General features: G+C 70.9%; 30 protein-coding genes. 21 read left to right on the plus strand and 9 right to left on the minus strand.

Annotation, left to right across the window (positions count from 1 at the left end; genetic code table 11):
- On the minus strand, nt 1-1436 hold a 1436-nt coding region (locus tag TR46_RS39820; RefSeq protein WP_236655465.1), incomplete at its 3' end, for a serine/threonine-protein kinase.
- 282 nt (nt 1437-1718) lie between these two features.
- On the opposite strand from TR46_RS39820, the gene TR46_RS43210 reads away from it, so the two are divergent.
- The 15 genes from TR46_RS43210 to TR46_RS24045 all read left to right on the plus strand — a co-directional run bounded on the left by TR46_RS43210 (nt 1719) and on the right by TR46_RS24045 (nt 8984).
- Nucleotides 1719-2144 (plus strand): hypothetical protein, encoded by a 426-nt coding sequence (locus TR46_RS43210; protein ID WP_042404718.1) that lies wholly within the window; start codon nt 1719-1721, stop codon nt 2142-2144.
- Entirely contained in the window at nt 2141-2455 is a 315-nt protein-coding gene (locus TR46_RS42510; protein ID WP_042404720.1) for an OB-fold nucleic acid binding domain-containing protein, read from the plus strand. Before TR46_RS43210 ends, TR46_RS42510 begins: the two co-directional genes overlap by 4 nt.
- Before the next feature lie 23 nt (nt 2456-2478).
- Nucleotides 2479-2640 (plus strand): hypothetical protein, encoded by a 162-nt coding sequence (locus TR46_RS42515; protein WP_161790184.1) that lies wholly within the window; start codon nt 2479-2481, stop codon nt 2638-2640.
- A 37-nt stretch (nt 2641-2677) separates the two neighbouring features.
- Entirely contained in the window at nt 2678-3334 is a 657-nt protein-coding gene (locus tag TR46_RS23990) for a hypothetical protein (RefSeq protein WP_042404721.1), read from the plus strand.
- A gap of 143 nt (nt 3335-3477) precedes the next feature.
- A complete protein-coding gene (locus tag TR46_RS23995) occupies nt 3478-3756 on the plus strand; it encodes a hypothetical protein (protein ID WP_042404730.1) in 279 nt (92 codons plus the stop codon).
- On the plus strand, nt 3753-3953 hold the full coding sequence (locus TR46_RS24000; RefSeq protein ID WP_042404732.1) for a hypothetical protein: 201 nt from the start codon (nt 3753-3755) through the stop codon (nt 3951-3953). Before TR46_RS23995 ends, TR46_RS24000 begins: the two co-directional genes overlap by 4 nt.
- Nucleotides 3950-4378: a hypothetical protein gene (locus TR46_RS24005; protein ID WP_042404734.1), complete on the plus strand. Its 429-nt coding sequence runs from the start codon at nt 3950-3952 to the stop codon at nt 4376-4378. The genes TR46_RS24000 and TR46_RS24005 overlap by 4 nt, the downstream gene beginning before the upstream one ends.
- Nucleotides 4375-4989 carry a hypothetical protein gene (locus TR46_RS24010; RefSeq protein ID WP_052433059.1) on the plus strand — a complete coding sequence of 205 codons (615 nt, stop codon included), beginning with the start codon at nt 4375-4377 and terminating at the stop codon, nt 4987-4989. Before TR46_RS24005 ends, TR46_RS24010 begins: the two co-directional genes overlap by 4 nt.
- Nucleotides 4986-5534, plus strand: coding sequence for a hypothetical protein (locus tag TR46_RS24015; protein ID WP_042404736.1), 549 nt, complete (start codon nt 4986-4988; stop codon nt 5532-5534). Before TR46_RS24010 ends, TR46_RS24015 begins: the two co-directional genes overlap by 4 nt.
- Complete coding sequence (locus TR46_RS24020) at nt 5513-5911, plus strand: DUF3307 domain-containing protein (protein WP_042404738.1); 399 nt, start codon at nt 5513-5515, stop codon at nt 5909-5911. The genes TR46_RS24015 and TR46_RS24020 overlap by 22 nt, the downstream gene beginning before the upstream one ends.
- Nucleotides 5912-6000: 89 nt before the next feature.
- Complete coding sequence (dnaN, locus tag TR46_RS24025) at nt 6001-7182, plus strand: DNA polymerase III subunit beta (RefSeq protein ID WP_042404740.1); 1182 nt, start codon at nt 6001-6003, stop codon at nt 7180-7182.
- The gene (locus TR46_RS44495; protein ID WP_236655466.1) at nt 7182-7898 is read left to right on the plus strand and encodes a hypothetical protein; all 717 of its coding nucleotides are present in this window, start codon (nt 7182-7184) and stop codon (nt 7896-7898) included. Before dnaN ends, TR46_RS44495 begins: the two co-directional genes overlap by 1 nt.
- A 25-nt stretch (nt 7899-7923) precedes the next feature.
- Nucleotides 7924-8271 carry a MazG-like family protein gene (locus tag TR46_RS24035; protein ID WP_042404742.1) on the plus strand — a complete coding sequence of 116 codons (348 nt, stop codon included), beginning with the start codon at nt 7924-7926 and terminating at the stop codon, nt 8269-8271.
- Between the two features lie 147 nt (nt 8272-8418).
- On the plus strand, nt 8419-8721 hold the full coding sequence (locus TR46_RS24040) for a DUF6247 family protein (protein ID WP_042404744.1): 303 nt from the start codon (nt 8419-8421) through the stop codon (nt 8719-8721).
- Nucleotides 8718-8984, plus strand: a complete 267-nt coding sequence (locus tag TR46_RS24045; protein ID WP_042404746.1) for a hypothetical protein — start codon at nt 8718-8720, stop codon at nt 8982-8984. The genes TR46_RS24040 and TR46_RS24045 overlap by 4 nt, the downstream gene beginning before the upstream one ends.
- A 135-nt stretch (nt 8985-9119) precedes the next feature.
- Here the strand turns inward: TR46_RS24045 and TR46_RS38270 are convergent, their stop codons facing one another.
- Genes TR46_RS38270 through TR46_RS24060 form a run of 3 tightly spaced genes read right to left on the minus strand, consistent with a single transcriptional unit; the run spans nt 9120 to nt 12485 of the window.
- Nucleotides 9120-10346: a ParB/RepB/Spo0J family partition protein gene (locus TR46_RS38270; protein ID WP_052433060.1), complete on the minus strand. Its 1227-nt coding sequence runs from the start codon at nt 10344-10346 to the stop codon at nt 9120-9122.
- The gene (locus TR46_RS24055; protein ID WP_042404748.1) at nt 10343-11491 is read right to left on the minus strand and encodes a ParA family protein; all 1149 of its coding nucleotides are present in this window, start codon (nt 11489-11491) and stop codon (nt 10343-10345) included. Before TR46_RS24055 ends, TR46_RS38270 begins: the two co-directional genes overlap by 4 nt.
- A gap of 55 nt (nt 11492-11546) precedes the next feature.
- Entirely contained in the window at nt 11547-12485 is a 939-nt protein-coding gene (locus TR46_RS24060) for a hypothetical protein (protein WP_152626645.1), read from the minus strand.
- Nucleotides 12486-12624: 139 nt separating this feature from the next.
- Here TR46_RS24060 and TR46_RS24065 point away from each other — a divergent pair, with 139 nt between their 5' ends.
- The gene (locus TR46_RS24065; RefSeq protein WP_042404750.1) at nt 12625-13044 is read left to right on the plus strand and encodes a hypothetical protein; all 420 of its coding nucleotides are present in this window, start codon (nt 12625-12627) and stop codon (nt 13042-13044) included.
- A gap of 57 nt (nt 13045-13101) precedes the next feature.
- Here the strand turns inward: TR46_RS24065 and TR46_RS24070 are convergent, their stop codons facing one another.
- Both TR46_RS24070 and TR46_RS24075 read right to left on the minus strand, forming a co-directional pair.
- A complete protein-coding gene (locus tag TR46_RS24070; RefSeq protein ID WP_236655467.1) occupies nt 13102-13671 on the minus strand; it encodes a flavoprotein in 570 nt (189 codons plus the stop codon).
- A complete protein-coding gene (locus TR46_RS24075) occupies nt 13668-14897 on the minus strand; it encodes a helix-turn-helix domain-containing protein (RefSeq protein ID WP_236655468.1) in 1230 nt (409 codons plus the stop codon). The genes TR46_RS24070 and TR46_RS24075 overlap by 4 nt, the downstream gene beginning before the upstream one ends.
- A gap of 149 nt (nt 14898-15046) precedes the next feature.
- Here TR46_RS24075 and TR46_RS41320 point away from each other — a divergent pair, with 149 nt between their 5' ends.
- The 4 genes from TR46_RS41320 to TR46_RS24095 all read left to right on the plus strand — a co-directional run bounded on the left by TR46_RS41320 (nt 15047) and on the right by TR46_RS24095 (nt 17318).
- Complete coding sequence (locus TR46_RS41320; protein WP_042404753.1) at nt 15047-15409, plus strand: hypothetical protein; 363 nt, start codon at nt 15047-15049, stop codon at nt 15407-15409.
- Entirely contained in the window at nt 15406-15861 is a 456-nt protein-coding gene (locus TR46_RS41325; RefSeq protein ID WP_042404756.1) for a hypothetical protein, read from the plus strand. Before TR46_RS41320 ends, TR46_RS41325 begins: the two co-directional genes overlap by 4 nt.
- A gap of 80 nt (nt 15862-15941) precedes the next feature.
- Nucleotides 15942-16445 carry an HIT family protein gene (locus tag TR46_RS24090; protein ID WP_236655469.1) on the plus strand — a complete coding sequence of 168 codons (504 nt, stop codon included), beginning with the start codon at nt 15942-15944 and terminating at the stop codon, nt 16443-16445.
- A 231-nt stretch (nt 16446-16676) separates the two neighbouring features.
- Complete coding sequence (locus tag TR46_RS24095) at nt 16677-17318, plus strand: hypothetical protein (protein WP_042404758.1); 642 nt, start codon at nt 16677-16679, stop codon at nt 17316-17318.
- Between the two features lie 113 nt (nt 17319-17431).
- Here the strand turns inward: TR46_RS24095 and TR46_RS24100 are convergent, their stop codons facing one another.
- From TR46_RS24100 to TR46_RS24110, 3 genes are all read right to left on the minus strand, one after another.
- Complete coding sequence (locus TR46_RS24100; RefSeq protein WP_152626646.1) at nt 17432-18283, minus strand: hypothetical protein; 852 nt, start codon at nt 18281-18283, stop codon at nt 17432-17434.
- Nucleotides 18284-18439: 156 nt separating this feature from the next.
- Complete coding sequence (locus tag TR46_RS24105; protein ID WP_152626647.1) at nt 18440-18871, minus strand: hypothetical protein; 432 nt, start codon at nt 18869-18871, stop codon at nt 18440-18442.
- Nucleotides 18868-19290 (minus strand): hypothetical protein, encoded by a 423-nt coding sequence (locus TR46_RS24110; protein ID WP_152626648.1) that lies wholly within the window; start codon nt 19288-19290, stop codon nt 18868-18870. The genes TR46_RS24105 and TR46_RS24110 overlap by 4 nt, the downstream gene beginning before the upstream one ends.
- A gap of 181 nt (nt 19291-19471) precedes the next feature.
- Between TR46_RS24110 and TR46_RS38275 the strand changes: the two genes are divergently transcribed.
- Nucleotides 19472-20452, plus strand: coding sequence for an abortive infection family protein (locus tag TR46_RS38275; RefSeq protein ID WP_161790185.1), 981 nt, complete (start codon nt 19472-19474; stop codon nt 20450-20452).
- Nucleotides 20453-20573 lie beyond the last annotated feature (121 nt).

Consider the following 20573-nt stretch of genomic DNA (forward strand, 5'->3'; position numbering starts at 1 on the left):
ACCTCATGGATGGCGAACGCCTGCACCTGATCCCATAGGTATTCAGATTTGTAACGACCGCGGGTGGTCCTGATGCCGGGCGGTCCGACCTGGAGGGACCAGGGCAGCTTGCCCAGCCGGAACGCAGCCTCAGCCGCCACGCCGAGGCAGATGAACGCGAGTGCCATGAAGCCGATGGAGAGCCACATCAGCGCCGACCATCCGCTGGAGGTGATGTTCTGGCCGTCCTGCCGCACCTGGTGCTGCGCCGCGATGATGACCCCCGTCAGCGCCAAAGCGAGGACAATCGTGACCCCAAAGAATGCGCAACGGGCCTGCCAGATATTGGTGTAGGAGGACAGGGGTTCCTTTCCCGTCCACGAGACCGTGAACGGTCCGGGCTCCGCGACCGCCTCGGATGTCGGCTCCGCCTGTGTGGCCGGTGTCTCCTTGTTGAGTGTTGGCGGTGCGGCGGCTCGCTCGCGTCGCTGTTGGGCGAGCGCCTGGGGGGCTGCGCTCACCTGCGGTTTTCGCTGCGTCTCGGACCGGTGGAGCGTCCCCGTCCTCTCGACCAGCCCAGGTGGCTGGCCTGTCCGTGGCGAGGCTGGCGGATTCCCGTGTTCCAGCTGCCGCAGGGCGTCAGCGAGTTCGGCTGCGGAGGGGTAGCGCCGGGAGGGGTCCTTGGACAGCAGGGTGAGGAGGAGGTCGTCCCAGGCCGACGGGACCGTGGCACGGATCGAGCTGGGCGCGGGCGGGGGCTGGGTGAGGTGGGCGGTGAGGTAGCCCATGGTGTCCGGGGCTTGGAAGGGCAGGCGGCCGGTGATCATTTCGAAGAGCAGGCAGCCGAGGGAGTACAGGTCGCTGCGCGGCTCCGCCGCGCCGCGCGCCTGCTCGGGTGCCATGTAGGGCGGGGTACCGACGATGAAGCCGGTCTGGGTGAGGCGCTGCTCGGTGGCGTAGGGGTCAGCGGCGCGGGCGATGCCGAAGTCGAGGACCTTGACCGTACCGGCCGGTGTGATCTGGATGTTGGAGGGCTTGATATCGCGGTGCAGCACCTTGGCCTGGTGCGCCTCGGCGAGTGCGTCGCAGATCTCGGCCCCCCAGCGGGCGGCGTCATGCAGCGGTACCGGGCCGCGGCGAACCACGGCCTGCAGGGACTCGCCGCGCAGCAACTCCATCACCAGGAACGGGGCATGACCCTCTGCCGCGCCGGCCTCGCCCAAGTCGTGGACTGTGACGATGTTGGGGTGCTGCAGGGCCGCGGTGATGCGGGCTTCGCGCTGGAACCGGGCGCGGGCCATGTCGCCCCTGCTGCCGCCGCCTGCCAGCAGTCCAATCACCTTGACTGCGACGGGCCGTCCCAAAACGGTGTCGTGGGCTTCCCAGACCTCCCCCATACCGCCCTCGCCCAGCTGCCGCGTCAGCTGGTACCGCCCACCGAGCACGCGTTCCCCCACTGCCGAGCCACCCCGCCCCGAATCGTTCTGGCACTTCGGTCATTTGCTCCTAGGCAGCCTCCCAAACACCGATGGCCCCGCCAAGAGGCTGATCCGCAGGGAATCGATCACGTCCGCTGGGCCCGCATGCCGCAGGCCATCTCCCCCTGCAACAAGGGATGACCGACGCTCCGGGCCGTCACGCTGACCGCCACTGCCCCGCGCCCAGCACCACGGCGCGGGGCAGTGGCGGTGGGCGCGGCCACCCGGCCACAACCCGACCAGCAGAAAGGTAGTGGCGCAGTGAGCGTCATCGGCAAGGACGAAGGAATCGAGCACGGCACGACCAAGGGCTACGCCCAGCACACCTACCGCAAGGTCCCGGCCACCGAGGCGTGCGGCTGCCTGAAGGCCGTCCGCGACGCCAGGGCCGCGAAGACGAAGCAGGCCGCAGCGAAGAACGGCACCAAGGCCGGCAAGCGCAGCTTCGTCCAGCACGACGGCATACCCCAGGCCCCGCGCGCCGTCCGGTCCCCGGCCGGCTGCCCGGAACCGGACTGCGGCCAGGAAGCCGACACCGACATCTACGCCGGAGCGGTGCCGCTGCCCCGGGGCTGGGTCCAGGTGAAGGTCTCCGGCTCCACCGAGCCCGCCCGCAGCTACTGCTCGGGCAGCTGCGCGGCGTTCGGCGTCGCCCTGGCGGAGCTGCGCATGGCGGTGAGCGCGTGAGCGGGGACCTGGCCACCGAGACCGTGGCCGACCTGGTCGCCTCCGGCCGCATCGCGGGCGAGGCCCAGATCAGCGGCACCGTCACCAGCATCGACGCGCGCCGCAACAAAGCCGAGAACGAGTGGGCCATCGTCGCCCTGGACGACGGCACCGGCGTGATCGAGGTGCTGGCCTTCCCGAAGAACTGGACCGCGATCAAACCGCACCTCCAGGTCGGAAAGGTGGCCACGCTCACCGGCCGCCTCAACCACAACAGCCGGACCGGCCGCCTGGAGCTCTACGCCACCGGCCTGGTCCCCACCGCACCCTGACCCGCACTCGCAGGAGGCATCCGATGCACGTCACCCGCCGCTTCGCCCGCGACGTCCACCGCCACGGCCGCGCCGACCAGGTCCTGCTCGACTGGGACATGGGCGACCTGGACGACCTGGAGCGCGAGGAACTGGCCGACGACATCAACGAGGTTCCGCTGCGCAGCGACGAACCCGAAACCTGACCCGGCCCGCGCACCACTCGCAGAAGGGGAACCATCCATGCGCACCACCACGCTCACCGCGACAGCGTTGGTCGCCGGCACCGCACTGGCCGCCGCCTGGCACCGCACCCGCTACCGCCTGCCCGCCCTGGCACCGGTCGACCGCTCCCTGGCTCCGGCCGGAGCGCGCCGCCTGGCCGACCTGCTGGAGCTGGGCGACCCGATCACCACCGGGCTGGCCACCGACGGCAGCAACATCCTGGGGGTCCCGGCTGGCCTGGTCGACGTCCTCGCAGGCTTCGCAGACCCGGACAACCTGGCCGGCTCCCTCCCCTGCCCCGCCTTGCGTGAGGGCGTCGGCCACCTGCACGACTGGCTGGGATGGGGCGCGGCCAACGACGTCCTCGAGGCACTGCGCGATCAGGCGCCGATCGGCCCGATCGCCGACCTGCTGGCCGACCTCGGCATCGACCTGGGCCACGGCAGCCCGGACGACCAGGCCACCGCCGCGCAGCTGCGCGTCGCGGAAACCTCGCTGCGCAGCGCTGCCGTGCGCCTGGGCGAGGTCGACTACGAGGCGCCCTGGACGGATCCGCACCCGGACGACTGCCCCGGCGGCTGCATCGGCACCGGCGAGCTGGACCGCAGTGACGAGTCCGGCCCCACCGTTCCCTGCCCCGGCCGCCGGCCGATCCCGGCCGTACCGCCGTTCTAGTCCGCTACTCCCCCACACAGCACGGTGCCCGCCAGGACCAGGTCCTGGCGGGCACCGCCATTTCTGCGCCCACGGCCGGTCCCACCTTGGACAGTTGGCCGACCGTGAGCGCGCCTCCCGAGGAATCAGAAGGAGACCCCAGTATGGCGAGCCTGGCTCTGCCCCGTCCCCGCACCACCAAGCCCCGCCCCCACCAGCTGCCTGACGCGCAGCGGCACCGGGCCGCCGCCGCGATGCGCGCGGTCGGGCGCCGGATCGGCCACCACCCCGCCTACGCGTGCGACATCTGCCACGTCGGGTGGGCCGGACCCGAACAGGACTGCTGGGGCTGCGGCCGCCCCGCATCGGACTACTCGCGCCGCGCCTCCACCCTGCAACTGCTGCTGCGCCAGGTCGCCCCGGCCGCCAAGGCGGACCGGTGAAGACCAGCCGCCTGCCCGAGCAGCTGGACCGGCGCCTGGCCGCCGAACTGGTCCCGGTCCGCCCCCGCCCGATCCCGCCGACGTATAAGCCGGTCACCCCCGGCCAAGCCCGCCGCAACCGCGCCCGGCTCCTGGCCGCACTGGCCGCCCCCGCCGACACCTCCACCAGCACGTCCGAGAAGGGAAATGCAGCATGAGCAACGGAAACCGCGGACCGGACCGCAGCCCGGCCGTCCCGCTGGAACGGATCCTCGGTCCGGAGCTGGCGGCCGTGGTGCTGTCCCGGATCGCCGACACTCTGGCGGAGCAGGACCTGCTGCCCGAGAAGGTGGCGTACCGGATGGCCTGCGAGCGGGCCACCGACGGCGACCCGCTGGTCCTGGCCGCCCCCGGGCAGGTCTGGGAGCTGCGCGAGTGGGCCGACCCGGACATGGCCCCCTGCGGGCGGCTGCAGATCCTCCAGCGCCTGCACGAGCCCCCGGAAGTGCTGGCCGCCGACGCCGACGACCCCACCGGCGAGGGCCAAATGGAGGTCCTGCCGATCGAGGTCCTGGAGATGTTCGACCTCGCCAGTTGGGACACCGCGTTCCTGTCCCCCACCAGGTCCGGAGGCGGGCGATGACCACCACCGTGGACCAGGCCGACCCGGACACCCCCGCCGACGCCCCGGTGCTGACCGGGCGCCAGCATCCCAAGCGGGACCAGGCCCTGGAGCTGATCCGGCAGGGCTTGACCGACCACGAGGTCCACCGCCGGCTGCGGATGGACCGCGGCGCGATCCGCCGGATCCGCCGCCAACTGGCCATCCCGACCGCGCCCCTGCAACCGCTGACGCTGGAGCAGAAGTGGCAGCAGCGGGTCAGGGAACTGCCCGGCGGCCACCTGGAGTGGACCGGGTCGCTGTCCCACGGCTCGCAGACCCCGATCCTCCACTACCGGGGCGGGGTGTTCACCGCGGCCGCCATCGCCTTCCGGATCCGCACCGGCCGCGACCCGGTCGGCTACGTCAAGCCCGAGTGCGACATGGCGCACTGCGTCGCACCCCGGCACGTGGACGACCAGCAGACCCGGCTGCGCGACCGCCAGGCGCTGCGCGACATCCTGCACATGCCAGCTGTCCCGGACCGCTGCGTGGCCAGCCATGACCAGCAGGAGTTCGGGCGCCGTCAAAGCGACGGCGCCCGGTACTGCCACGGCTGCAAGATGGACCGCAAGCACCAGGCCGGCCAGTGAGCACGGCCAGTGCGAACGCCGGTGCGGGCCCGGTCACCCTGGTCCGCCACGGCGGCGGCGCCGGCCCCGACTGGGGCGCCTACATCCTGCTGGTCACCGTCGTGCCGCTGGCCGACGGCAGCACCGAGGCCGTCATCGCCGCCGCTCCCCCGGACCAGGTCGACCCCGCCTTCGGACTACACGTCGCCCGGCCGTACGGCCCCACCGGGAACGCCCGCCGGCCGCTGTGGGAGTACGCCGCCGCGGCCACCGGCACCGCCGGAGCCAAGGAGACCGGCGCGAGCGCGCAGGCCCTGGCGCAGTACCTGCTGCGGATCGCCACCAGCGCCCGCATCAGCGCAAGCCCGGCCACCGTCGCCCTGCCCTGGGCGGCCTGGCAGATCCGGACCGAGCAGCACCTGCAGCTGACCCCGATACCCGGCCGGTCCCCCGACCACGGCTGGGGCGGCTTCGCCTCCGTGCGGGTCGGCCGCCTGATCACCGTGACACCCAAGACCCCCGACACCCCCAGAAAGCAGGAGCCGTGTTCGCCGACGTCTTCGTGATCCTGTTCGCGGCGCACCTGCTCGCGGACTACCCGCTCCAGACCGACCACCAGGCCGCCCACAAGGCGCAGCGCACCGCGGTCGGCTGGCGCGCCAACCTCACCCACGCCAGCGTGCACGTCGCCGCCGCGACGGTGCTGCTGCTCGCCGTCGGCGCGGCCCTCGGGCTGCCGCTCCACCTGGCCGGCACCGTCGCGGCCCTGGCCTGGCTGGGGCTCAGTCACGGCTTCATCGACCGGCGCTGGCCGGTTCTGAAGTGGATGAACGCGACCCGGCAGCCCGGGTTCGCGCAGCATGGCGGCGCCCAGCACGTCGACCAGGCCGCCCACATCGCGCTCGGGCTGCTGCCCGCCGCAGTACTGCTCGCCGCGCTGTAGCCCTCCCGCACCCTCCCGTACCACCCGGGCCCGCCGCACTCCTGCGGCGGGCCCGTCCCGCGTTGCCCTGTTGGAAGGACCCCTGCCCAGTGAAGTTCACCCTGCCGGTTGAGCAGCTCGCCGCGCTGACCGCCACCGCCTCGCGCTCCCTGCCCGCCCGGCCGCCGATCCCTGTCCTGGCCGGACTGCTCCTGGACGCGGACGCCGACGGGCCGCTGTCGCTGTCCGCGTTCGACTACGAGGTCTCCACCCAGGCCACCGACAACGCCGAGGTCGGCGAGCCCGGCCGCGTCCTGGTCTCCGGCCGCCTGCTGGCTGACATCACCAAGACGCTGCCCAAGGCCGGCACCGCGCAGCTGGCACTGGACGGGGTGCGCCTGGTCCTGACCTGCGCGTCGGCCCGGTTCACGATGCCGACTCTGCCGGTGGACGAGTACCCGGCGCTGCCGGCGATGCCCGAGCGCACCGCCACCGTGGACGGCGAGGTCCTGGCCGACGCCGTCGCCCAGGTCGCCATCGCCGCCGGCCGCGACGACACCCTGCCGCAGCTCACCGGCGTCTACTGCGAGTTCGACCTGGAGCAGCAGCAGATGTGGCTGGCCGCCACCGACCGCTACCGCTTCGCCGTGCGGCGCATCCCGCTCGCCTTCGCGCCCGGCGCCGAGCTGCCCGTCCCGAAGGCTCAGCCCGTCCTGCCCGATCAGGAACCTCCCGCCCCGCGGCTGCCCGGGGTGCTGATCCCGGCTCGCACCCTGGCCGACACCGCCAAGACCTTCGGCGAGCAGCCCGTGGACCTGGCCGTCACCCAGGGCCTGGTCGCGCTGGTCACCCCGGGCCTGCGCTGCACCACCCGGCTGCTGGAGGGCGAGTTCCCCCGCTGGCGCGCCCTGGTCCCCAGCGAGTTCGCCACCACCGTGCTGGTCGACCGCGACGCGCTGGCTGATGTCGTGGCCCGGGTCTCGGTCGTCGCCGCCGCCAACACGCCCGTGCGGCTGCGGATCGACGCCGACGCCCAGCGGATCTGGGTCCAGGCCGGATCCGGCGACGACGCCCAGGGCGTGGACGAGACCGACGCCGACGTCACCGGCGCCGACCTGGATGTGGCGTTCAACCCCGCCTACCTGCGTGACGCCCTGCGCTCCTTCGCCGACGCCAAGGTCCGCATCGCGCTGCCGTCGTCCACGAAGCCGGCGCTGCTCACCGGCACCGACCAGGACCAGGACGACCCGGAGCACGTCCACATCCTGATGCCGGTCAGGCTCACGGGCTGATGCCGATCCGGCCGGAGAACAAAGGCCGGTACCCGAGCGACTGGCCCGCCATCTCGCTGTCCATCAAGGCCCGCGCCGCCTGGCGATGCGAGTGCGAGGGGGAGTGCGGGCGGGCCAGCCACACCGGCCGCTGCCCCAACGTCCACGGCGAACCCGCCTACGGCACCGGCAGCCGCGTCGCCCTGACCACCGCGCACCTCAACCACCAGCCCGAGGACTGCGACCCGGGCAACCTGCGCGCCATGTGCCAGGGCTGCCACCTGCACTACGACCTCGGACACCACCGCGTCACCGCCGCCGCCACCCGCGCCGCCGCCATCGCCGCCGCCGGCCAGCTCGCCCTGGTCGCCGACGACGTCCTGCCGCCACGCACCGAACCCCGGCGCCTGCCGCCCCCACCGCCGCCCCCAGAACCCGCCCGGACGCGGCAACCCGCACTGCTCCCCGCACCACGAACCCGGAAGAGAGGACCCATGGCCCGCATCACCATCAAGGTGCTGCCCGAGCACGACAACTCCACCGTGTGCGACCACCCCACCGCCCCCACCGGCCTGCCCCGCGACCCGGCCAACTGCCCCGGCCGCCGGGGCTTCCGCCCGCACTGCTCGGTGTGCGGGCCGGTCGGCGAGCGGCAGGGCATCCGCAGCAACGCCGACAGCCTGGCCCGCACCCACCGTCAGGAGCACGCCACCGCCCCCGTCCCCGCCACCACCTGAAACCCACCCTCGGAGGCCCTTCCCCATGACGTACTTCAACGCCCAGTCCACCCCCGAGGAACCGGGGATGTGGGACACGCTGCGCGAGCTGGTCGCGTGGCTGGACCGCAGCAACGGCAACGGCGAGCACGAGACCGCGATGCGCCTGCTCAAGGTCACCGAAGAGGCCGGCGAAGCAGCCCAGGCCTACATCACCTCCCGGGGCCAGAACCCCCGCAAGCCCCGCACCGGCAGCGACCACGAGGTGGCCGATGAACTCGTGGACGTCATCGTCACCGCGTTCACAGCGCTCCACTCGTTCGCGCCCAACCCCCAGGCCCACTTCGAGGCCAAGCTGCGGAACATCCGCCAGCGCGTCCTCGACCTCGAGTAGCCACCCCCAACGTCCTCGGGGCGGCCGCCGGATCAGACCCGGCCGCCCCGAGGCACCCGCACTGCGCTCTCCACCATCACGACGAAGGGCTGACCGTTGCCACACCCCGCCACTACCGTGGACTCAGCAGCCCCCAAGGAGGCCCCTGTGTCCGCGCAGCCCATCGACTCCCCGGCCCCGCCCCCGGCGCCCAACGCGGCCGCGCAGCTGCGCGCCAGGATCGCCGCGTCCAGCCGCGCGGACCGCTGGCTGCCCGCGTTCGACCTCCAATGGAGCCAGGCCCTGGACACCGCCCGGCAGTCCCTGGACCTGAACCGGGTCTACGAGCTGCTGACGACCTGGACCCGCCGCCTGGACACCGAAGGCGTGGTCGACGCGTTCCTCGCCACCGGGTGCGACACCAGCGACGGCGTCGCCCTGGAGGACGTCGTCGCGGGCCTGCGGCGGTGAGCGCCGGCACCCCGCTGCCGGTCCGCTTCGCCACCAAGGCCGCGGCCTACCTCGCGACCCTCGACCCCACCACCCAGGAGCTGGTGCTGGACGTCCTGGCCATCGCCGCCCGCGCCCCGCTGCACTGGGACGCCTGGGACCCCGAAGACATCGACAGCCAGGACCTGCGGGCCGCCGCCGTGGGCACCCTCACCGTCCTCTACCTGATCCAGCGCACCGAACCCCCGCACCTGTACGTGCTGGAAATCATCTGGGCAGGCTGAGCCTGGCCAAGATCAAACACCAAGGGGCCCGTGCCTGGCAGATGCCGGGTACGGGCCCCTTTTTTGCTTTCTCTGCCGTCCCGTGGGGACGATCGCTGCGGGGGCGGGGTTTACGGCCGTAAACCCCGTGGTGGCTCAGGCCGTCGCCTCTTCGGTGCGCCCGCTCTCGTGGTAGGCATCGATCAGGGTCCGGGCGATGCTGGCAATGTCCTTGGGGGAGAAGCGGCGCAGGATGGCGGCAGCGACGCTGTCGGGGTCTGCCCAATCAGGCTCGGAGACCGGGCCAGGGTTTACGGTCGTAAACCCACCAGGCTCCGAATCGGACCTCTCGTGATCGCGGCCTGCGTCGGCTGCCGACCGGGGATTGACCACCGTTGCCCGTGGGTCCGGTTCGAGCTCCGGAGCCGACTCCTGGCCTTCGGGCGAGCCGTCAGGGTTTACGGCCGTAAACCCTGCACCAGCGTCCGGAGCCACCGACGCGGGAGACCCCGCGGCCGAATTGAGAGTCTCGCGGGCGCCGGCACTGGCCGCCGGTTTCCCCTGAGGAGCAGCCGGAGGGTTTACGGCCGTAAACCCTGCCGCCTCCCTCAGGCGCTTCTCCTCCGACTCCTGCTTCCGTTGCTGCTCCTCTTCCTGGTGCTTCTTCAGGAGATCAAGGAGCTGTTCGGAGGTCAGCGACGGGTTGGCTTTCGCCCGTGCACCCATCCACCGGCCGTCGATGATGCTGATCAACCCGGAACTGACCTGTGCCTGCAGGTCCTGCGGGAGGGCCAGCAGCGCCAGGCGCTGAGACACCCAGGACTTGCCTCGCTTCAACTGCTGGCCGGCACGTACACCGTCGCCGTACACGGAGACCAGGGCGGCGACACCGCGGGCCTCTTCCACCGGATCGAAGTTCTGCCGGTCGATGTTCTCTTTGAGGACTGCGTCCAGCAGGCGGGCACGGGCGGCTTGGAGGTCTCCGTCGTGGATGACAGCAAGGTCGCCGCGAAGGGTGAAGTCCAGGGTCGTCAGATCGGCGAGCTGGGCTGCCCGCCAGCGCCGCTCGCCGTTGAGCAGGACGTGCTTGGCACGGGAGACCTGATCGGCGTGCTCGGGCCAGACCTTCAGGTATGCGGCTGCGGGAACGGCGACGCAGGGCGTGAGCTGGGTGTCGGCGAGGCTGCGCCCCAGGGTCAGCAGCTCGTCATGCGAGCCGAAGTGCTCGCGTGGATTCAGTGGCGTGGGCACGACCTCGCTCAACTGAAGAGTGACGAGGTCGTACATCGGGATGTCGCCCTGGGCCTGGGCCTTGGCCCGGTTGCGGGGGTCGCGCGCCTGCGCGAACGAGGTACCGGAGCCCAGCCGGTCGGCGGCCCTCATGCGATGCTCCGCACGATCGTGCGCATGGCGGCGGCCTGATCGCTGGTGGGGGCGTAGGAGAGCAGGCACTGCTTCATACGGACGGCTTCTCGCTGTTCCTTCTGTTCCGGGACCACGACCAGGACGCTGGGGTCGCCCATGGATTGCCACTGCTCGAGGGAGGAGGTCACTACGTAGCCCTTGCGCGCGTCGTACAGGTTGACGACGAACCCCAGGTAGGGGATCAGCGCGCCGAGCTCCTTCAGTGATTCGACCTGCTCGTTGAGCAGGACATACGCGTTGGCGGAGGAGTCCTCAGCCTGCACCGGGATGATGAGCCCCGACTCCTGGCCGCTCTCCCCGTCACGGATGCGCCCGTAGTACAGGGCGGCGTCCATGGCATAGCCCAGGGACGGGGGGCAGTCGACGACGATGTAGTCGACTTCGTTCTCCAGGGGCTCCAGGACGCGTTCGAGTGCTGCCTCGCGGATCCGCAGGTGGCGGGTGGTGGCCAGCTTGGCGTCCAGGAGGAAGGCGTCCGTGCAGCCGCGCAGCAGGTGGAGCCGGCCGCCGAAGGCATCCGGTTCGACCGGCACGATCAGGTCGTGGATGTCGTCGCTGGTCTCGCCCAGCATGTGAACAGTCAGGCTGGTGGCCTTGTACGCGAGTTCCTCGAAGCCCAGTTGCTGGGTGAGGTGGCACTGGGGATCGAAGTCCACGAGCAGGACCCTGTCGCCCCGTTCGGCGAGGGCCTGGGCGACGCCGGCGGCGACGGTGGTCTTGCCGACGCCGCCCTTCTGGTTGGCGACTATCAAGCGCCGTGCGGACCCGGTGGACTTCCGGGCCTGTCCGACCGGGTTCTGGTCGAGCCACAGCTGGATCGACTGGGCGATGCCCTGGTTGTAGGCGAGTCCGGAAGCGGTGCACTGCTCCTTGAGCTGTCCGTACAGCCCGGTGGGCAGCCAGGTGGCGAAGGGTGTGCCGCGCGTGGTGTCGATGAGGGGGAGGACGTCGGTGCGTGCGAGGCGAGCCTCAACGCCCAGGGTGACGGCGTCCTTCATGTCGATGCCGAGTTGGGCGCAGCGGACTTTGAGGGTCTGCCGGAGTTCACTGGGGACCTTGGTGACAACCTTTTCTCGGTCATCAGGGCTGTAGGGGGCGGTCATGCGGTTAGCTTACTCAACGATCATGGTGTGGCGGGTGAGACTCACCGAGCCTGTGTCACATCGTTGCGAAAGGTGAGACCGAACCACCCAGGACGTACTTCCGGTGTCTTTGGCGTACCTGATCGGGCGTCAGAGCCCAGTCCAGCATTCCACCCTCCCGGCTCCCCGCGTAGGGCCCCAGGGGTGGCATCTTGACCGTACGATCGCCGTCTTCCAGCTCACCTATCCAGGGGGCGTCATCCGGGTGACCGATCACGCAGGTGATGCCGTTCAACTCCCAGGTCGAACCGTTGATGATGTCCATGCCCCGAACGTTGAGAGCGCGCTCTGCGAGCGGGCCAGCCTCGAAGTCGTCACCTGGCACCGCCTCAGAGACGGCCATCAGCACCGCCACATTCCCAGTCAACGGGAACAGGACGCCCCGCGTACCCAGAGCGACATCGCCCACAGAGACGTAGCCCTTGTCATTGAGGAGGAAGCGCCGGGCATTCTTGCTCCGCCGGATCACCGCGAACCGCGCCTGCGACAGCAGCGCCCGTGACTCCAGATGCGTCCGCTGGCGTTGGCGCTGGACCTCGTCACGATCCGGCGCGTCGCGACCAGCACCGGTCAGATGCTCTGTCGCAACCCGGGCGAAGTCCGGGTGCCGTATCGACTGTGCCTGGATGTGGAGCAGGATCGTCAGCCAGTCATCGCGTTGGCAGAGGCCCGATTCCAGCGCCGCGGCGGCTGAGGGAAGATCCGACTCGTATGCCTGCCACAGGATCTCCGCAAAGTCGCCGGGGAGGTCCTGATCAGGCCTGTCGACGTCGTAGACTCCGTACTCCGCCCCGATCCTCTCCGCCGGCAGAGGACCTACAACCACGTCGGGCGTCGCACGGCGGCGCATGCACACCGAGGCGTACCGGGCACCCTTGCGACGGGGATTGGGTATGCCGAAACCGCCGATCAACGCGGCGGGAAGGTAGTGCGGAAGATCCGCTCTTCTACTCACAGTCACCGATTGTGCCGGTTGGGGTTGACGCCCAGCCACCCCATATCGCCCAGGATGTCCGTGGGATGCGCGGGCAGCAGCCGGGAGCTGGCAGCAGGGCCCCTGTCCGCTTCGGGGTGGGCGCCAGCATGATGGCGGGATGGCTGATGAGGATGCGGGCGAGGTTGCCCGGGGCGAGTTGCTGAGTCTGTACATCGAGAGCGTGCGCGCGCGGATGGACGAGGCGCATTTCGTGGTCTTCCTCAAGGCGATCAGGGGGTTGGTGGACTTCGCCGAGTCCAGGGGGAAGCTGGGTGTCGGCGAACTGGACGACGGTGAGGAGCAGTTGAAGGGTGAGGTGATGACCGAGGTGATGCAGGCCGCCGGGATCCTGGTGACGGGCCGCATGGATCACCAGGTTGTTGATCTCGGGGGCGGGATCCTCGCGCTGGTCACCCCGGAGCAGGCGGCGGACCCGGCTGTGTTGGAGCGGATGCGACAGAACTGCATCGCCTCCAGCAGGCGCCGCCGTGAGCAGGCCGACACGTTGGACGGCATAGCCGAGGCATCCGGTCTGTAGCCGCGGACCTTCCGGCTGCAGGAAGTCCCCGGGCCCGGGGGCAGGTTGCGGCGATTCCTACGTGGGCCGGATGCCGTTGGGTGCGGCGCGGCGCGGGAGTGCGTCGATGGCGGCCGCCCAGGGGTAGTGGTCGACGTCGCCGTGCTTGGGGATGTGCGGGACGAAGCCGCCGGCGCCCAGGAGGACGGATATCCCGGAGGCGCGCAGGAACGTGACACTGGCATCCAGGGCGCCGTGGGCGGCCTGGGCGGCGTTGAGGTAGGGCAGTGCGACGACGGGCAGCTGCAGGCCGATGGCTTCGGTGACCAGTCCGAGCAGCAGGGTGTCCGAGATCCCGGCGGCCCACTTGTTGAGGGTGTTGAAGGTGGCGGGGGCGACCAGCATGGCGTCGGGGGCCGGCAGGACGTCCTCGGTGCCGGGCCGCTTGTAGGTGTAGCGGACCGGATGCCCGGTCAACTCTTCCAGGTCGCTCAGCTCCTCTTGGGTCTGCCAGGAGTAGGCGGAGGGAGAGAGGATCAGGCACACGTCCCATCCGGCCTGTTGGGCCAGGGTGATGCCGGTGGGCAGGTGCTGGGCGGGCGGGGCGGCGCAGGCCAGCAGGTACAGCACGCGGGAGTCGTCGGTCACGCGGGCAGTCCACACCGAGCTGCCAGGGCGCGCAACCGCCCCTCCGCGGAACCGACTCCGAGTAGCCGTAGATCGGCCACGAGTTTGGCGGCGTGGGGTCGGCAGTGGACTTCCTGCGGGGCCAGGCCCTCCGCGTGCAGCAGGGTGTCGACGGCCTGGGGGCGGTGGCCGGCCAGGCTCTGCCCGCGGGCGAGGTCGACCAGGTGGTTCGCGCGGCGCTCGCGCGGCAGCGCGTCCCGGGCAGCGGTGTCGATGCCCTGCGCTGCGGCGACCGCGCCGGGCCCGTCGTAGAGCCGGATCGCCGCGGAGACGCGGTGCAGCTGCACGTTGGTGGGCCCGAACGCCGTCCACATCGCGTTGCCGTCGACGGCCAGCCGGTCGGCCGCGTCCTTGGCGGCGTCCAGCAGGCCGGGGACGGTGCCCTGGTCCCCGATGTGGGCGGCGGCGATGGCGGCCTTGCAGTGCAGCATCCCCAGCACGCTGAGCCCGTGCGGGCCGCGGGCGACCAGGTCCTGCTCCAGGCGCTGGGCGACGGCGGCGGCCAGGGCGATGGCGGCCGGCCCCTCGCCGGTGTGGAACATGCCGTCGACCAGGAGCCGGGCGCCGGCGGCCATGACCACCGGGTCGCCGGAGCGCTCGGCTGCCTGCACGCTGCGGTCCGCCGCCCGGTAGGCCAGGGCGTGGTCGCCGAACTTGGTGGCCACAGCGGCGGTCAGCATCAGCGCCATCGACAGCAGCGAGAACGCGGTGTCCTGTCGCACGCCCGAACTGTCGTGGGCGGTGCGGGTGGCCTCGCGCAGCAGATCGGGCAGCAACCGACCCAACGGGGTGTAGTCGGCGGCCTGGAACGCGGTCCACCCGTAGGCCACCGACCGGCGCAGGTCCGCGACAGGCTTGGCGGTACTGTCGCCGGCGCCGGTGACCACCTCCGGGTGCTGCAGCGCGGCGCGGATCGCTGCCAGCTCAGCGGCGTCCACGCACTCCGGCTGCCCGTCGGCGCGTTCGTCGGCGAGCAGCTGCTCCAGGCGGACCTCGAGGACGGCGGCGGCCTGGTCCAGGACGGCGAGGTTGGATGCGGTGTTGCGCTGGCCGCCCTCCAGGTCCTGCACCCACCGCCTGGAGCGGCCCATCAGCGCGCCGAAGTCGGTCTGCGTCAGCCCGCGGCGCACCCGCCAGTAGGCGATCCTGCGCCCGATCCCGCTGATGTCCACCTCGCTACCCGCCAACTCCCCGACAGGGCACGCAAAACGCGTGCCTGACCCTGTTGTAGCGCGCCTACGGTGCCAGTACAGCCCGTCCCGGGAACTTCCAGGGGCGGGGGCGCCAGCCGCGCGCCCCGCTGCGGCTCCGTCCATCCCCTTCTGTGGAGCGCCCCATGCCCGACGCCGAAACCGACACCGCCGGTGACGCTGCTCCCGGCACCGAGCTGCCGTTCCGGATCGCCTTCGACAAGACAAACGGGAAGGTGGTGCTGTGGGCGACCATCGAGAAGCGCCGTGGCCAGAGCGTGCGGCGTATCGAGGTGCCCTCCCTGGAGGCGCTGACCGTGGCAGTGGCAGAGCACCTGCGCGAGAGCCGGGTGCACCAGCTGCTGGCGGAGGGCCTGGTGCAGGCAGCTGTCGACCACCTGGGCGCCAACCCGGTCCGTCTCTACGCCGCCGCCGCGCAGCTCCAGGACCCCGCCAGCACGATCCCGCTCGCCAGCCTGCTCGACTGCCCGGCCACGGTCACGTCATGACCGGCCCGGACACCGGCGTCGGGGACCTGGCCCCTGCCGCCGTCGGCCAGGAGCAGGCACTGCTGCCTGCCGCCCGGGTGCAGGCCCCGGCGGGGATGGGCCAGGACCTGGTGCGCAGCATCAGCGAGGCGGCGGCCGCGGTGCGGTTCGTCGACGCGACCGGCAGCGGCGCCGCAGACATCTCGGTAACTGCGCTCACCGCGCTCGTGTGCACGGGGGACACGGAGGCCGCCGCGATGCAGGCCGCGGCGGACCTCACCCGCGAGGTCACCCCGAGGATGCGACTGGTCAGCCTCGCGTGGGCGACCGTGCCAGGTCCCGCCGACGGGACCTGGCAGTGGGCCGTCACCATGACAGTGGCCTCCCGCGATCCCAGGACGGGCGAGTACGTCGGGGAGCTCCACCACGCGCCCGCAGCGCCGGTACCGGACATCCCGCCCACGGGAGAGTGATCCACCCGCACGCGGGTGTGGCGGGGCCCGGGTGCGGGGAGCACGCGGGGAGGGACCGAACAGCGGGAGAGGGGTAGCTGATGGACCGCCATCCGATGGACATGGCCACCTACAGCGAGCAGGCCGTCAACGGGCCCTGCTTCATCTGCCGGATGCTGGCCGGCGACCCCGACTACGCCCATGAGGTCGTCTACCAGGACGCGGACCACGTCGCGTTCCTGGACCGCTGGCCCGTGCTGCCAGGCAAGCTGCTGGTGTGCCCGCGCGCCCACCTCGAACACTGCGTCGCTGACCTGACCGCCCCCGCATATCAGCGGATGATGCAGGCAGTGCGGCTGGTGGCCCTGGCCGCCGAGGACGTCCTGCCGGGGGAGCGGACCTACCTGTTCTCCATGGGCTCGCAGGCTGGCAACGCGCACCTGCACTGGCACATCGCCCGACTGCCCGAAGGAGTCCCCTACGAGCAGCAGCTGTTCGAGGCGTTGAAGTTCGAGAACGGCGTGCTGATGCCCACCGCAGCCGAGAGCGCTGACCTCGCCGCCCGGCTGCGCGCCGCCATCGCGGCCCGCGCCGCCACGGACTGACCCGACCTCCGGACCGCCCCCAGCCAGCCGCTGCAGTCCTGGCCCTTGGGAACGGGCGGGAGGCCCCGGTCGTCGCGGAGAAGGCGCCGAACGGGTGCGGCGTCGACCGCCGAGGCGGGACGCTGGGACGTGACGGCCAGGTCTCGGGGCCGCCTGATGTGCCGTGATCCGTGTCTGGCGGTGCTGCTGCTGTACTAGCTTGACCCGCAAGTGTGGGGGAGGAACAAGGGGATGACGACGATGGACGCAGCCGAGGCTGAGGCGCTGGCTCGTGAAGCCGCCTACCAGATGCACTGCGTGGCCCCTGAGGACGTGCAGGGCTACGGGCGTATCACCCAGCTGCTCATCGACGCGGGGGTCTCTCGCGTGGACCCGAACGACGTTCGGCCGCCGCGGGGACCGTGGGCGGATGACCTGCTGCATGCCCTGGGCCAGCTGCTGGCCGACCTACAGGACGGCCCGACTGGGGACCGATACGACCTGACGACCATGAACAGCCACCTCATCGCATTGGAGGACCTCATCCGCCAGTCCATTCCTGCGGACTACGGCACCGCGCGCATGGTCGACCTGGCCCGGCGCACGGTTGTGCAGCTGCGCCACCTCTCTCCGGGGGACTACGAGGCATACCGCCGCATAGCTCACCGCCTCCGTGACGGCGGCATCGACGGCGGCACGGGCACCGCCACGGCGGTCGGCCCGCTTCGGGACCGGCTTGAGATAGCCCTGGCCCACCTGATCAACATGCTGACGGTCGGCCCGCAGGGCCCATGGGTGCTCACCAGCGACCCTGAAACCGTCGTCTGGACTGACGAGCAATCCATTGCCTCGCATCTGAGAATCATCAATGATCTGCTGGCCAGCGAGAGCTGACCGATTCTCAACCCAGGTCCGCCAACAACGGGCCGTAGCCCGCAGGGATCCGGATCGGCATTGGCGGTAGTGCTCGTTCCGGTGCGGTTGCCATCAAGTCCATGTCCCAGGGCCTACGCGCCGTTCTGATCAAGCCCGGACACTGGCACGATGACGATTTCCCAGCCCGATTGAGGCGTCCAGCGGTAGACGTGCTCCGGGGCGAACGCACTGGCCAGCCAGATGCTGTCGAGGAACACGGGAGCTGTTGGCCGTTGCTTGGGCAGCACGGCGTTCGACAGCGGTTGCCCGATGTTGACGTGGTGGGGTTCTGCCCACAGGAACAGGTGTGTTCGCCGTCCGAGCTCCGCCTGCCTCTTCAGCTTGCGGAGCTTGTTCGCGCCGGTCTCGCTGGCCAGGAAGTCGTCTACGTAACCCGGTACGGCGTCGGCGGGCCCGAACCCTTCCCCGACCGCGACCGAGTAGTGGTGAATCCGGCCTTGGCTGCGCTCGGTGTCAGGGACGGCTGAGACCGCCAGCAGGCCCAGGCGGGCAAGCTCCGCGTGATCGCCGGCAGTCACACCATCTGCGGTCACGAACGGGACAAAGCCTTGACTACGGCGGATCTCGCGCACGCCGCGGGTCTCCAACTCGGCCAGGTACGAGATGAGTCGCCGCGCGGCCTCTCCGCCCGCTCTCGCGTGTGGCTGGTAGGAGATGAGCCAGCACCAGGAGAGTTCGGGGTGAACCGTGTTGCCGTGCTCCTTGTCGACCACGCTCCACAGCATCGCGGCGGCGCGATCGGTGGTGGATGAGATCTCAAGAGCTGTCAGTGGACCAGACGAGTTGCCTGGGTCCAAAAGGGCGTCAACCATACCCGGATGGGAGTTGTCATCCCGTTCGACCGTCGAAGTCCCGAGTACCCCGTTGACGATCTGCTCGGCTAGCAGCTCGTCCTGCCTCGGCTCTTTCCGCTTCTTTGCCACGCCAAGAGGCTACGGACCACATGGACCGAACGGGCAGCATGCTCCGAACTGCCCCGCTGAGCCTCACGACGACCGACGTCACGCGCCGCCGCAGGAGCGCGACCACAACGTGCGGCAGATCGACCATCTGGGTCTGGACGCCGGGGTCGCGCTGGGTCAGCTGGCCCGCAGGGCGTCCTCCCGCAGCTTCGCGAGCATGGGCAGCACGCTGTCCTCGGTGGCGTCGTCGCTGAAGGCGAGGATGGCGGACAGGACGCTGCGGGCGATGCCCGCGGCCGCCGGTATCGAGGTGTCGGTGCGGGCCCATGCTTTCAGCGTTTCGGCGAGGACGACGGAGACCTGGACGCCGGGGTCGCGGCGCATCCGTTCGACGGCGGCCTCGCGTTCGTCGTCGGCCTGGTCGTCGTTGATGCCGAACTGCGCGGTGACCAGGGCCTGCAGGACCAGGTCGCCGTACTGCGCGAGCAGGACGCCCAGCGGCTCCTCCCCGGCCCCGGAGGCCGACAGCGACGCCATGGCTTCCGCGTCCGCGTTCCAGACCGCCTCTATGAAGGCCAGGCAGCGCACCATCGTGTCCGGGGCTATCACGGGGCCACGTCCCCGGTCGCCCCGGCCACCAGGAGGACCCGGATCTGACCGATCGCCAGCTCGGCGTCCATCAGCGGGCCCGGCTCCATCAGGTCCTCGCGGCTGCGGCAGTCCTCCAGCTGCAGGTCCAGCCCCGGCGCCAGCAGGGCACTGCAGTGCCGCAGGACCTCGCCCAGCTGTCCGTCGATCTTCGGGGCGGCCGCGGTGAGGGAGGCCACCGCGTCCTTGAACCAGCGCAGCCGGTCGTCGGGACGAACGCCCTGGGTGATCGGGTCGATGATGTCGGCCGGCCACTGGAGCCGCGGCACCAGGTCCGCGGCGGCCGCGATGTCGGTGCGGCTGAACGTCCAGCGGCCGGTGGCCAGCTTGGTCCCCGCCGCGTGGACCACGGGCGAGACGGCAGCGTAGAGCGAAGTCATGGCCCGGACGCTACTGCAAACCGGCTGGACCCCCGCGTCCGACGGCTGACGCGCTTGCGGCCGGGGGCGCGGTTCGCCGCTGCCAGCGGCGGGCAGGTCGCAGTCCTGCGGCGATGGCGTCGGTCGGGGCAGACTGCTGCCCTCGGAAAAGTCGTCGTCTCTGCCACCCGAGGGAGCGATGATGGGCGTGTTCCTTTGGCGCGCACGATCGCTGAACCTTCGGCAGACGATCTTGCCGAGTTCAGTGAGGTGGCAGTCGATGCCCGGTACTCCGTTCTTCAGCCGCGCTGCCCGCGAAGCGGTGGTGGACGTCGCCGCTGAGCTCTCCCTCGCCGACGTGCGGCGCGCTTTCACCGATGAAGGCTTCGCGCCATTCCCCGGGGCCCTCGCCTACCGGCCCTCGCCTGCCGCCCAGGAGCAGCCCAAGTGGGTCACTGCGGCGGAGATTCTGATGGTGGCCGCCGGCAGCATGTCCGCCACCTCCCGGGCTCTGGCCAAGTCCTACCTGGACGGCGTCGACTGGACCTCCGCAGCCAAGACTCTTGCCGCGCTGGGTGCTGTGGAAGAACTGCTGTGGCTGTTCGAGCGCTCAGCCGCGCTGGAGGAGGACTGGGACTCGCTGCCGGGCGAGCGATTGCGCCGCCGGCTGGACAAGGAAGGCTTCCACATCGACAGCGCCGGGCGGGTCCACCCCTCCCATGCGCTCCTGCTGGACGGCTCCCTGGGCAGCCTCAGCGACCCGGCTCTGATCCAGCAAGTGCTACGCCGGATCAACAAGGCACTGCCGGACGATCCTATGCTCGCCATCGGATCGGCCAAGGAACTGGTTGAAGGAACCGCCAAGGCGGTCCTGACACAACTCGGCAAGCCGTTCCCGGCCACCGCCGACATGCCGGTCCTGGTTCGCCAAGCCGAGGAAGCTTTGCTGAACCATCCCACCTGTATCGATGGTGACGCGGACGGAGCGCCCTCGGTCAAGCGACTGCTCGGCAAGCTCACCGGGATGACCGACGATCTGGCCAAGCTCCGCAACGAGTACGGCACCGGGCACGCTCCCAGTGCACTGCCCGTCGGCCTTGAGCCCAGGCACGGGCGCCTGGCTGTGGCGGCTGCGGCGGCCTGGTGCACTTTCATGCTCGACAGCCTGCCGCGACGCACCTGACTGGCCGGATCGCGGACCGATGCCGCCTTGCCCGTTACGTCCAGATGAAAGTGCGCAGGTCCGGTGCCGCTCGTAGCGTGGAATCGCGTCGCCTGCGTGGACGAATCGGGGTTCACGGTGC

It is taken from the genome of Streptacidiphilus carbonis (genome assembly GCF_000787775.1).
GTDB classification, from domain to species: domain Bacteria; phylum Actinomycetota; class Actinomycetes; order Streptomycetales; family Streptomycetaceae; genus Streptacidiphilus; species Streptacidiphilus carbonis.